Below are 12,827 nucleotides of genomic sequence, written 5' to 3'. Positions count from 1 at the left end.
ACCCGACAGATTTGGGCTGCTTTTCGCGGATTTGCGCCCTGAGTTGGCCCGTTTATTTCTTTCCTGTATAGCCCGCAGCCGGCTTCCGTCATGGGCCAGCCGTGGTGGTAGCTGCTGTTGTTGTGCTCGTTTTATTTCGGTGCTGGCTGTTGCTGGCCTTTGCGCTGCCCCGCAGTCCGGCGCGTGACGAGTGAGCTTCCCCGGCCGAAACCCGGCAAACGGTATTTTATGCACCTTCTGCCCTATTTTGCAGCCCCAACTCTCCGGTGCGCCCGCAATAATGCGGGCAGTATTGGATGTTATGCCGGAAAAAACGTAGGCAGGTAGCCAGCCTCGGCTGAATGTGCGCTTTCACTACGCTTTACTACCCGCCATCCGCCTTTCATGACCGATTACGCTGCTTTGCTACCCGTGTTCAACGCGCTGCCCGGGGCCAACCTGCTTCTCACTCCGCAACTGCTGATTGAAGCGGCCAGCAACGACTACCTGGCGGCCACGCTCACCCAACGCGAGCAGCTGGTGGGCTTCTCCATATTCGAGGCTTTTCCTGACCACCCGGCTTCTTATCAGGCCCTTTCTGCCGTCCAGGAGTTGCAGGCTTCGCTGCAGCAGGTTCTCGCTACTGGGCAGCCGCATACCATGCTCCCGCAGCGGTATGACGTACCCAACCCCCATGCGCCGAGCCTGTCTGTGGAGCGTTACTGGCAGCCGCGCAACCTGCCCATACCCGATGAGCAGGGCCAGATACGCCACATTCTGCACACAGTAACCGACGTTACTGAACAGGTGCAGGAACGCGGAAATTTCTACCAAATATTTGAGCATACCCCGGCTGCCATCTGTATTCAGCGTGGCCCTGAGCACCGCTACGAATACGTGAACTGTGCTTATGAAGCATTTTTCCCGGGCCGCCAGCTGCTGGGACGTACCGTGGCTGAAGCGCTACCCGAAACGGTGGAGGCGGGCATCGTGGCCCTGTTGGACCGCGTGTACCAGACCGGCGAAACCTACTTCGGTCACGAACTGCCGCTGATGGTGGCGCAGCCTGATGGCCACCCGCCCCGGCAGATGTACTTCACCTTCACGTACCAGACCTACCGCGAAAACGGAGCAATTGTGGGCATCTCCACCTTTGCTTACGACGTGGCTGAGCAGGTATTGCTGCGCCAGAGTGCCGAGCAGGAACGCGCAACCGCTCTGGCCGCCGTCAGACGCCAGGCAGAGGAGCGCGAAATGTTTTATCAGGTGTTTGAGCAGACCCCGGCCTTGGTGCAGCTGCTCCGCCAGCCCGGTCACCGCATAGCCTATGTGAATCCGGCGTATCAGGCCCTGTTTCCCGGTCATCAATTGGTGGGCCGGGACCTAGCCGAGGCGCTGCCCGAGCTGGCAACGCAGGGCTTCGTGACGTTGCTAAACAATGTGTACCAAACGGGCGAAACATACGTGGGGGCAGAAGTTCCGCTGACCCTGGCCGCCACCGCCACTTACCCGGCCGGTACGCATTATTTTAACTTCACCTATCAGGCCTACCGCGAGCATGGTCAGATAGCCGGCGTGTCCGTCTTCGCCTACAACGTAACGGAGCAGGTGCTGGCCCGGCGCCAGCGCGAAGCGGAGCGCCTGCGCCTGCACAAGGTATTTGCGCAGGCCCCGGTGGCCATCTGCGTATTTGAAGGCCCCGACTACGTGCTGGACGTAGTGAACCAGCCCATGAGCCAGATGCTGGGTCGCCCGCTGCCGCAGCTGCTGGGTCAGCCGTTTTTTGAGGCCATGCCCGAACTGGCCGACCAGGGCCTGCGCCTCCTGCTGGATGAGGTGCGGCGAACGGGCGTGCCGTTTGTAGCCCGGGAGCAGGAAATCCGGCTGGCCCGCCACCAGCCCCACGAAGCCGGCCTGTTCGATTTCGTGTACCAGCCCCTGCGTGACGAATACAACAAGGTGTCGGCCGTTATCTGCGTGGCCACTGAGGTAACCACGCAGGCAGCAGCCCGGCGCGTGGTAGAACAGCGGGAAGAATCGTTCCGGCTGATGGCCGATAACGCCCCCGCCATGCTCTGGGTAACCGACGCTGACGGTTACTGCACCTACCTTAACCAGCCCTGGTACGCCTTCACGGGCCAGACGGAGGCGGAAGCCCTGGGTATGGGTTGGGTAAGCGCGGTACACCCCGAAGATGCTCCGGCGGCTGGCCGGGCCTTTATGGAGGCGAATGCCCACCGCATCCCGTTTCACTGCCTGTACCGCCTGCGGCGGCATGATGGGCAGTATCGTTGGGCCATCGACAGCGGACAGCCACGCTTCACCCAGGACGGGGAGTTTGCTGGCATTGTAGGGACGGTTATTGATGTGCACGAACAGAAGCTGGCCGAACTGGCGCTACAACGCCTCACCCTGAAACTACGCAGTTCCCGCGACCAGGCGCAGGCGCTCAACACGGAGCTACAAGCTACCAATGGCCAGCTGATGCGCACCAACGTCGACCTGGACAATTTCATTTATACGGCTTCCCACGACCTGAAGGCCCCTATCACGAATATTGAGGGCCTCCTGTATATGCTCCGCGACGAGCTACCCTTGGGTGGGCAGGCCACTGAGGCCGCGCACCTGATGGGGATGATGCAGGACTCGGTGGAACGATTCAAGCGCACCATTGAGCACCTCACCGATGTTTCGCGGCTGCAGCAGGAACACGACCAGCCCGTGACGGAAGTAGTACTGCGGGAAGTAATTGAAGACGTGCAACTTGACCTGACTCCGTTGCGGCAGCAGGTGGGCGGCCAGGTAGAACTGGACATTGAGAGTTGTTCTACCATTATATTCTCGCCGAAAAACCTGCGTTCCGTGGTATACAATCTGCTCAGTAACGCGTTCAAATACCACCACCCCGACCGCGCGCCGCAGGTACGCATCAGTTGCCGGACAGAAGGCAGTTACCAGATTCTGGAAGTACAGGATAATGGTCTGGGAATTGAGCCGGGCCGGGAAGACCAGCTCTTTGCCATGTTCCAGCGGCTGCATACCCACGTAGAGGGCTCCGGTATCGGGCTGTACATGGTTAAGCGGATGGTAGAAAACGTGGGCGGCAAAATCACGGTACAAAGTCAGCCTGGCGAAGGCTCCGTCTTCGCGGTCTACTTCAAACGGTAGCTACCGGGCTTTGCACTTATGCCAACGCGCATCTGCTCCCTGTGCATCTCCGCAAACCAGCTAAGCAGAAGAAAAGCAGTGCCGGCCGGAAGTAGTATTTTTCGAAATCGACCATTGCTTTAAGGCCCGAATGCTACCACTCACTCTCCCGGCTCACTGCCGCCTGCTGCCGCTGCTGGCCTTGGTCCTCTTCACGCGCCCGGCCTGGGCCCAGCACCCCACCCTTTCCCGCGACACGTCATTTACAGTATACAGTGCCTACAGCAAAGCGAAGAAGCAGTACCCTGATATTAGCGTGGCCCGGCCGCCGATGCCGGCCGCTGTACGGGCCCGGACGGATATTGTGTATTGCTCCCCAAACGGCCACTCACTGAAGCTGGATGTGTTCTACCCCAAACCCAAACGCCGCCAGCAGCTACCGGCGGTGCTTCTTGTGCATGGCGGCGGCTGGCGCTCCGGCGACCGAAGTCAGCATGTGCCCCTGGCGCAGCAGCTGGCGGCCCGGGGCTTCGTGGCCGTTACGGCCGAGTACCGACTGAGCCCTGAGGCCCCCTACCCGGCCGCCGTACAGGACCTGAAAGCCGCCCTTCGCTGGATGCGGGCCAATGCCCGAAGCTACGCCCTGGATACCGCACGCATTGCTGTGTGGGGGTTTTCGGCAGGCGGCCAGTTGGCGGCTCTGGTGGGCACCACTAACCAGGACCCACTGTATGAGGCGGGCACCTGTTTCCGCAGCCGCTCCAGCAGTGTGCAGGCCATTATAGATGTCGATGGTATTCTGGCCTTTATCCATCCTGAATCGGGGGAGGGCGACGACAGCCGGAGCCTTTCCGCCGCCACGCAATGGCTCGGCAGCAGCAAGCAGGCCCGGCCGGAGCTGTGGCAGCAGGCATCGGCCCTGAGCCACCTTGGACCGGCTACGCCGCCCATCCTGTTCATTAACAGCGGTGTAGACCGTATGCACGCCGGCCGCGACGACGCGCGCCGCCAGTTGGCGGCCCTGGGTATTTACTCAGAAGCACAGCGTTTCCCGGATGCTCCTCACCCATTTCCGCTCTTCAACCCCTGGTTTACCCCTACCCTGGAGTACACTGTGGCCTTTCTGCGGCGGGTATTCGGGCAGCCATAGGGGCGTTGGTCAGCGGTACCGATTAGGTGTAGCTAATTCAGTACCCAACCACCTTAGGAAATCCGGCCGCTCCCGCTGTAAATTGCCCGAAGGCGCTATTTCGGCCTGTTCAGTTTATAGCTTAGGAATGTTTTTATGGATGACTTGGGCATTGTGGGCCTGGGGTTGGTATTCGTGATGGTGTTGGTTTCGTATCGGGGCATGCAGGACCCTGCCTATTTCGTTCGGTACGCGTTTGAAGTGGGCGCTATCCGCCACCGGCGGCAGTACCTGCGGCTACTGTCATCAGGGTTCCTGCACGTTGGCTGGTGGCATCTGGGGTTCAACGTACTTACGCTCTGGTGCTTTGGCGGGGCACTGGAGACAGTGGTGGGAATGCAGAATTTCCTGCTGCTCTATTTTGTGAGCCTGGTAGGCGGCAACCTGTTTTCCTTGTGGCTGCACCGGCACGAGCCCCGTTACACCGCCGTAGGTGCCTCAGGAGCTATTAGCGGCCTTATTTTCGCCAGTATCGCACTGTTTCCGGGCATTGAGGTAGGCATGCTGGGCATTTACCTGCCGGGTTGGCTTTACGGCTTTTTGTACGTGTTGCTCTCGGCTTATGGTATTACGGTACGCCGCGACACTATTGGTCATGATGCGCATCTGGGCGGCGGTCTGGTCGGCCTCGTTACAGCCGTGGGGGTAGTGCCGGATATTCTGCGGCTGAATTACCTGACTATTTTGGCTATTGTGCTGCCCGCAGCGGCATCTTTGTACCTGCTGATACGCCGCCCCACCGGCCGCCTGCTGGGGAATCTGTTTGCCTCCGGCCCGCATTATCAAACCGTTGATGACCGGTACCACGCCCGCAAGCGCGAGGACGCTGCAGTACTGGATGAGTTACTGGAAAAAATCAGCCATAAAGGCCTGGAAGGCCTTAACAGGCGTGAGAAGCAACAACTGGAAGAGCTTTCCCGGTAGCCTGTTCACGCAGTAAACCGGCCGGAACATTTTAACCAGCACAGCAAACACCCGCGCCTTGCGGCCCGGCCGTTTGAGCCAGCGCCAGCAGTAGACCTAAAAATGCCTGTCCGTTTTTCGGTTGCAGCCCGGGATAAATGCCCCGTGCTTTGCCAGTGTACTTCTTCCTAGCCGTATGACTGCCTCTGCCCGCGCGCTTCTGCTGCCCTTCCCCGAACCCACCACTGCCGAGTGCTACCAGGCGCTGGTAGCCAAAGATGCCTCCTACGAAGGCCGGTTTATTGCGGCGGTGAAAACCACCGGCATCTTCTGCCGCCCCACCTGTTCGGCGCGTAAGCCCAAGCCCGAAAACGTGGAGTTTTTCGCCACTACCAAAGAGGCGCTGCTTCATGGCTACCGGCCCTGTAAAGTGTGCCGGCCGCTTATTGCCCGGGATGCCACGCCCGACTTCATCCGGCAGTTGCTGCAGGAGCTCATGCACCAGCCCGCCACCAAAATCACCGATTACCAACTGCGCCAGAAAGGGCTGGAGCCGGTTACCGTGCGGCGGTGGTTTCTGCGCCAGCACGGCATTACGTTTCATTCCTTCCAGCGGCTCAACCGCCTTAACTTGGCTTTCCAGAAGCTGCAGCAGGGCGAATCAGTAACAGCGGCGGCGTTTGACAGCGGCTACGAGTCGTTGAGCGGGTTCCAGGAGTCGTTTAAAACCGTTTTCGGCGTGGCGCCCACCCGCAGCCGGGCGCAGCAGGTCATCAACCTCACCCGCCTCGAAACGCCGCTGGGCACCATGCTGGCCTGCGCCACCGAAACGGGCCTCTGCCTGCTCGAATTCACTGACCGGCGCGGCCTGGAAACCGAGCTGAAGGATCTGGCGCGCCGGCTCAACGCAACCATCGTGCAGAGCGACAACCCGCTATTTACCCTGCTCCGCACCCAACTGGCGGAGTATTTTGCCGGCCACCGACGGGAGTTTTCGATACCGCTGGTTACGCCGGGCACGGCGTTTCAGCAGCTGGTGTGGCAGGAGCTGCGCCGGATTCCGTACGCTGCCACCCGCTCCTATGGGCAGCAGGCCGCGGCCCTGGGCCGGCCGGCAGCCGTACGGGCCGTGGCCTCGGCCAATGGCATGAACCGCGTTGCCATTCTTATTCCCTGCCACCGGGTGCTGGGGGCCGATGGGCAGCTGACTGGCTATGCCGGCGGACTCTGGCGCAAGAAGGCCCTGCTGGAGCTGGAAAGCGGCACTTCGCCGGAAGTCGGGCCCATTGCCTGAAAAGCCTATTCTTAGCAGCGAAGTCCCTTTCGCTGCTAAGCGGCACTGTTGGTATACAGGGCTATCTGCTACGCCAGGTGTGGGGCTTGAGCCTCCGGTTCAGCCTGCGCGAGGATGACGACAACGACGCCTGCTACTACTGCTAAACGTTTCGGACTTATGTTTTACTAGGCTCTGCCCCCGTGGCAGAGCTTTTTTTATGGTCGCAAGTACCGGGCACTATCCGTTCCAAAGGCCTTCTGACACAGATCCACAGTCAATATAAACGCTTACCTGTCACATATTTATGCTATTGAAGTCAGCCGGTATCCTGGGTAAATTGGACTATTCTTTCACCCATCACAACCTATTACCACTATGGAAACAAAGTTCAGAGTAACCCAGCGCAACGGGCAGTACGATTATGACCTCCCGCCCACCGGCTACGGCCCAATGGGCACTCCCACCAGCCAAACCGGCAACGAGGCCGGCACGATGGAGGAAGTCATTAACGAAGTGGCCGGCTCGAATGAGAGTCAGGAATTCGAGGGCTTCGGTACGGAAGCCACCGGCAACGAGCCACTCCTCACGGAAGGTCACCGCTCAATGAGCAGCCCCCTGAACCGCCTGAACACAACCAACAACGAAGGCAGTATGTCCGATGAATCGGCGGAGGCCGATGGGGCTGCTCCCGAATCGTTTTACGAGAGTGTGGAAGGCTGGGAGGAAAACCAGCCCACGGAGTCCGACCCCGAGGCCGAACCGGTGGTGGAAGCTTCCCTGGCCGATATGGAAGCCTCCGAGGGTGGACAGGAATTCTTTGGGGCCCTCGCCGCCCTGATAGTTCCGCTGGCTAAGGCAGTACTACCGTCTCTGGCCGGAGCCGCCGTTAAGCAGGGCACCAAGCTAGTGCAGGGCATTGTGAAGCCTAAAGCCAAGAAGCTCAGCCCCGCCGTTCTGCAAATGCTCAAGCAGGCCGGCGTCAACCCCGCCATCATCAAGCAGCTGGAGTTCAGCGAAGCCACCGACAGCGAAGCCGGCTCCGACGAAGCCACCGGCATGAATGAAACGGATGTAGAAGCACTGGCTCAGCAGATTGAAGCCCTGGAAGTCGTAATCGGGGTAGATGACCGGGCGCGGGTGAATAACACGACGGTGATACCCTGGAAGCGGATCTGCCACCTCAAAATCATGGCCGCTGATGGCAAATCCTATCTTGGTACGGGCTTCTTTATCGGGCCGCGCACTATTCTCACGGCGGGTCACTGCGTGTACATTCACGGCCACGGCGGCTGGCCCCGCCAGATTGTGGTAACACCCGGCCGCAACGCTGAGTCGGAGCCCTTCCAGAAGTTTACGGCCACGGCCTTCCGCTCGGTGCAGGGCTGGGTAACGAACAAATCCCGGAACTACGATTACGGCGTCATTCAGCTGCCCAGAAATGCCAGTGTTTCACCCAGTATCGGCTCCTTCGGCTTCGGGCAGTTCCCGGATCAGTTCCTGCTTGATAAACGCCTGAACACGGCCGGTTACCCCGGCGACAAGCCGGCCGGCACCATGTGGTTCAACGGCCGCAAAGCCAAAAGCGTCACTGCCCGCACCATCACTTACGATATTGATACGGCCGGCGGCCAGAGCGGCTCGCCCGTGTGGTTCAAGGACGCAATGGGCAGCCGCATTGTGGTGGGCATCCATACCAACGGGGCATCGTCGGGCAACTCCGCCACGCGCATCACCAAACCCGTCTTCGATAACCTGAAGAAGTGGCGGCTGGAAGGTGGGGCCGCCTGACAACAGGCACGGCTATACAGGAGGGTCAGGGCCATTGGGATGCCGCTGGCCCTCCTTTCTCCGGCCTGGTGCCGGGGCTTGTCTTGCTGCTGTTGGGTTGTAACGCACCTACTCATCCTACTACTATGGGAAACATAACGGGTATCGTTCGGGATACCACCGACGCGCCCCTGGAGGACGTGAACATGATCATCGTATCCGGCCCGCCGCACCCCGATATCGTCGCCATTACTGATGCCCGGGGCAGGTTCGGCTTTGATAATCTGCGCCCCGGTCACTATGTTCTCAAAGCCTACGGCCGGCTGGAAAGCGACGAAATTCCGGTGCAGGTACGGGCGAGTCAGCCGCCCTTCGTGGAAATCTGGCTGGGTAACCCGCCAGCAGCTGAAGAGAACTACCTGATGGACGAAGAAAGCTATTTCGAGGACGAGGACACGCAACGCGCGGAGTAACCTTCGCTTTGGCGGCTTTCCTCAGACGGGCGGTAAATAAATGATGCTTGCATAACAATTTCCTACCCAAAGCGTAGTATCTTTGCAGCCAACAAACTGACCTGCATTCACATACACATAGTTTCATGAAAAAGAGCACTGCTGCCGTTTCTTCACTGCTGGTTCTGGGCGGATTAGGGTCCTTGAGTTTCCTGGCTGCTCAGGTCCGCGACCTGAACCTGTTTTTTGACCTCCGCGACGAGGAAGAGCTGCATTTCTGCTAAGCAGCCTGTTTCCTGGTTTTGCCCAAACCCCGCCCCTTCGGCGGGGTTTGGTGCGTTTAGCAGAATACAAACCGGGGTTCAAAATCAGGGCATTACCTGCGGGGAGCGAAAAAAACCATATCCATTCGCGCCGGTTTTCGGTACTTCACAGATCCGGTCGCCTACTGTGGGCGGCTGGCTCCTTTCCTCTCACCTGTTGCCGCGCCTGCTGCGTTTTGCAAGAAACGTCCGCTTTTAGCAGGCAACGCATCGAAAATCAGTGATTTATGAACCTGACCGGCTTGAAAGAGCAAATCAGCTACATCATCGGCCGCGACATGGCCCGCAACTTTGCCCAGCAGGGCCTCGACCTGGACATTGACATATTTGCCCAGAGCATGAAGGAGGCCCTTACCGGCGAGCCAACCCGGCTTACGCCCGAGCAAATGCAGAGTGCCATGCAGCAGCTGCAGGAACAGCTGGGCGGCGGCGAAGACCAAGATGACACCCAAGACCCCACTACTATGAGCAACAACAAAGCGGAAGGCGAAGCCTTCCTGCAGGAAAACTCCAGCAAAGCCGGCGTAACCACCCTGCCCAGCGGCCTGCAGTACGAAGTACTGACCGAAGGTACCGGCCCCAAGGCCGGCCCGACCTCCTCGGTAACCACCCACTATCACGGGACGCTCATCAACGGCACCGTTTTCGATTCGTCGTACCAGCGGGGCCAGCCGGCTACGTTTGGCGTAAACCAGGTTATTGCGGGCTGGACAGAGGCCCTGCAACTGATGCCCGAAGGCTCGAAATGGCGCCTGTATATTCCCTCCGACCTGGCCTACGGCAAGCGTGGTGCCGGCCGTGACATTGGGCCCGATACGGCGCTCATCTTTGATGTAGAGCTGCTGAAGGTGAACAAGTAGCAGCCAGAGGTGCTACCTTGACAAAGCCGGAGTGTGACAGGCAGGAATAAACTTCTGAGTACTGTTCACTTCTGCTTTGTTAGCTACCGCCTTCTTCTCTGCCCCATCTCATCATCCTAATGAAAGCCCCGCTGCCGTCCGTGCGCCTCGTCCCGCCTCAATGGGTACGAACCACTACGGCCAGCGGGGCTTTTTCACCTATGTCCCACTCCACCTTGCCAGAACCAGAAGCGACGCCTAATCAACCGGAGGAAACGGCCGACCAGCTGGCCCCGCTCCCACCGGAACCCCGCTTTCAGCCGTTGCCCCCACCCCCACCAGAACAGTTTACCATTCTGCGGAGTGAGGACGGCCGCGTGGAGCTGACCAACGACGGCTTGGAGCTGAACGGGGAGCTGTTTGGCTGGCGCGAGCTGGAGGGCGTGGACGTGCGGCCGGTACGCTGGCTGCTGGGTGTGATGCTGGGGGCCTTTACGCTCTGCATCTTCATGCTGGGCTTTCTGCAGTTCTGGCTCCGGACGGTACCGGCAGCCTTGGGCATGAGCCTGGGTATTGCGCTGCTGGCCTGGGGGGCCCGGGGTACCAACCGCTGGCGGCTGCACCGGCCGGGTCAGGAGCCGCGACACTTTGCCTTCTCGGGGCCGGCACGGAGCTGGCAGCAGCTGGCGCAGGAAGCCAACCGCCGCATCCGGCAGCGCCACGATGAAGCCGCTGCCACGGCGGCTTACTGGCTGCAGGCCGCTGAGCCCACCAACTGGCCGTCTCAGCACCAGATCAGCGGCTTTTAACTCACTTAGGTGCTGTTACTTTTTCGGGCTACTTGCGTAAGCGCGCCGTAGCGGTGGCATTCCGGCGCAACTGCTACCTTTGGCCCCGCTCGTTAAAAAACCGGCTATTCTCTCACCAGTACTCCTCACATGGACGCCAAACACCCGCATACCGCCATTTCGACGGCTGGCTTGCTCATTGCCCTCGGCATTATCTATGGCGACATCGGCACCTCGCCGCTGTACGTAATGAAGGCCATTGTCCCGGAGCAGATCAACCCCATGCTTGTCTACGGAGGGATTTCCTGCGTTTTCTGGACCCTCACGCTCCAGACGACCATCAAGTATGTGATGCTCACCCTCAACGCAGATAACAACGGGGAAGGCGGCATTTTCTCGCTCTATGCCCTAGTGCGGCGGCGTGGGGCTTGGCTCTCGGCTATTGCCATTATTGGCGGCTCGGCCCTGCTGGCCGACGGCGTGATTACGCCGCCCATTTCAGTTTCCTCTGCCATTGAAGGGCTGGAAGCCGTGTACCCGAATATCCCTACGGTGCCTATTGTCATCGGCATTATTGCAGGACTATTTCTACTGCAAAGCTTTGGTACTCAAATTGTAGGCAAGGCCTTCGGCCCGATCATGTTCGTGTGGTTTTCCATGCTGGCGGTGCTGGGTGTGCTGGGCATTGTGCAGAATCCGGAAATCCTGAAGGCCCTGAACCCCTACTACGCCTACGATTTGCTGGTGAACTACCCGGGCGGTTTCTGGCTGCTGGGCGCGGTGTTCCTGTGCACCACCGGGGCCGAGGCTCTGTACTCCGACCTGGGCCACTGCGGCAAGGGTAACATCCGCATTAGCTGGGTATTTGTTAAGTCGTGCTTGGTCCTCAATTATCTGGGCCAGGGGGGCTGGCTGCTGGCCCACCAGGGAGAGATGCTCAACAAGCGTAACCCGTTCTATGAGCTGATGCCGGAGTGGTTCCTGCTTATCGGCATCGGTATTGCCACCATTGCAGCCATCATTGCGTCTCAGGCCCTCATCACCGGCTCGTTTACGCTGGTAGCCGAGGCCATTCGCCTGAACATGTGGCCCAAGGTGAAGCTGAACTACCCCACCGACGTGAAGGGCCAGCTGTATGTGCCCAGCATGAACCGGCTGCTGCTGCTGGGCTGCATTGCCGTGGTGCTGTATTTCCGCAAATCAGAGAACATGGAAGCAGCCTACGGCCTGGCCATCACGCTGACTATGCTGATGACGACCATTCTGCTCATTACATGGCTACGCTCCAAGCGGGTGCCGCTGGCGGCCATTGTGCTGTTTGCGCTGGTGTACGGAGCTATTGAAGGCTCCTTTCTGATTGCCAACCTAATTAAGTTTCCGCACGGCGGCTGGGTTTCCCTAGCCATTGGCGTAACCCTGATGGGCGTAATGTATGTGTGGCTGCGGGCCTTCTACATCAAGCGCCGCCTCACCGAGTTCGTTAAGATTGACCCATATATCGACGCCCTGAAGGAGCTGAGCAACGACGAATCGGTATCGAAATACGCAACGCACCTCGTGTTTATGTCGTCGGCGGAGCGGCAGTCGGAAATCGAGTCGAAGATTATCTATTCCATCTTTCAGAAGCGGCCCAAGCGCGCTGATATCTACTGGTTTGTACACGTGGATACCACCGATGAGCCCTACACAATGGAGTACAAAGTAACCGAGCTGGCCCAGGACGACGTGTTCCGCATCACCTTCCGGCTGGGTTTCCGGGTGGAGCAGCGCATCAACCTGTACTTCCGCAAAGTGGTGGAAGACTTGGTGCGGAACAAGGAAGTGGACATTACCTCCCGCTACGAATCCCTGAGCAAGCAGCACGTCACCGGCGACTTCCGCTTTGTGGTGCTGGAGAAATTCCTGTCCGTCGAAAACGAATTCCCCATGGTGGAGAAACTGGTGATGCAGGCGTATTTCTACATCAAGCAGTTCATTGCCTCCGAGGACAAATACTTCGGACTGGATACCAGTTCGGTGAAAGTAGAGAAGGTGCCGCTGGTCATCACTCCCGTGCGCGACGTAGCCCTCAAACGGGTTCGATAACGCAGATTCTGCCTACTATTAGGCCCCGATTCAGGGCAACGCAAACGGCCCCGCTACCTACTTGGCAGCGGGGCCGTTT

General features: G+C 59.3%; 10 protein-coding genes. All 10 read left to right on the top strand.

The window, feature by feature from the left end:
- Nucleotides 1-384 precede the first annotated feature (384 nt).
- The 10 genes from HSW_RS11240 (at nt 385) to HSW_RS11200 (ending at nt 12,748) form a co-directional block, all read left to right on the top strand.
- Nucleotides 385-3,147 carry a PAS domain-containing protein gene (locus HSW_RS11240; RefSeq protein ID WP_044001999.1) on the top strand — a complete coding sequence of 921 codons (2,763 nt, stop codon included), beginning with the start codon at nt 385-387 and terminating at the stop codon, nt 3,145-3,147.
- A 130-nt stretch (nt 3,148-3,277) separates the two neighbouring features.
- Nucleotides 3,278-4,276 (top strand): alpha/beta hydrolase, encoded by a 999-nt coding sequence (locus tag HSW_RS11235; protein WP_052346363.1) that lies wholly within the window; start codon nt 3,278-3,280, stop codon nt 4,274-4,276.
- 135 nt (nt 4,277-4,411) lie between these two features.
- Entirely contained in the window at nt 4,412-5,239 is an 828-nt protein-coding gene (locus HSW_RS11230) for a rhomboid family protein (RefSeq protein WP_044001998.1), read from the top strand.
- A 175-nt stretch (nt 5,240-5,414) separates the two neighbouring features.
- Complete coding sequence (locus HSW_RS11225) at nt 5,415-6,512, top strand: bifunctional transcriptional activator/DNA repair enzyme AdaA (protein ID WP_052346362.1); 1,098 nt, start codon at nt 5,415-5,417, stop codon at nt 6,510-6,512.
- Nucleotides 6,513-6,869: 357 nt separating this feature from the next.
- Nucleotides 6,870-8,282 carry a trypsin-like serine peptidase gene (locus HSW_RS11220; RefSeq protein ID WP_044001997.1) on the top strand — a complete coding sequence of 471 codons (1,413 nt, stop codon included), beginning with the start codon at nt 6,870-6,872 and terminating at the stop codon, nt 8,280-8,282.
- A 125-nt stretch (nt 8,283-8,407) separates the two neighbouring features.
- Nucleotides 8,408-8,734 carry a carboxypeptidase-like regulatory domain-containing protein gene (locus tag HSW_RS11215; protein WP_044001996.1) on the top strand — a complete coding sequence of 109 codons (327 nt, stop codon included), beginning with the start codon at nt 8,408-8,410 and terminating at the stop codon, nt 8,732-8,734.
- Nucleotides 8,735-8,859: 125 nt separating this feature from the next.
- On the top strand, nt 8,860-8,997 hold the full coding sequence (locus tag HSW_RS24265) for a hypothetical protein (RefSeq protein ID WP_155832933.1): 138 nt from the start codon (nt 8,860-8,862) through the stop codon (nt 8,995-8,997).
- A gap of 266 nt (nt 8,998-9,263) precedes the next feature.
- Nucleotides 9,264-9,896, top strand: coding sequence for an FKBP-type peptidyl-prolyl cis-trans isomerase (locus HSW_RS11210; RefSeq protein ID WP_044001995.1), 633 nt, complete (start codon nt 9,264-9,266; stop codon nt 9,894-9,896).
- A 200-nt stretch (nt 9,897-10,096) separates the two neighbouring features.
- Complete coding sequence (locus HSW_RS11205; protein ID WP_044001994.1) at nt 10,097-10,684, top strand: hypothetical protein; 588 nt, start codon at nt 10,097-10,099, stop codon at nt 10,682-10,684.
- 129 nt (nt 10,685-10,813) lie between these two features.
- Nucleotides 10,814-12,748 (top strand): KUP/HAK/KT family potassium transporter, encoded by a 1,935-nt coding sequence (locus HSW_RS11200; protein WP_044001993.1) that lies wholly within the window; start codon nt 10,814-10,816, stop codon nt 12,746-12,748.
- Nucleotides 12,749-12,827: the final 79 nt, after the last annotated feature.

Origin of the sequence: Hymenobacter swuensis DY53 (genome assembly GCF_000576555.1) — a bacterium.
Classification (GTDB): domain Bacteria; phylum Bacteroidota; class Bacteroidia; order Cytophagales; family Hymenobacteraceae; genus Hymenobacter; species Hymenobacter swuensis.
This window is presented reverse-complemented; position numbering and strand designations above follow the sequence as displayed.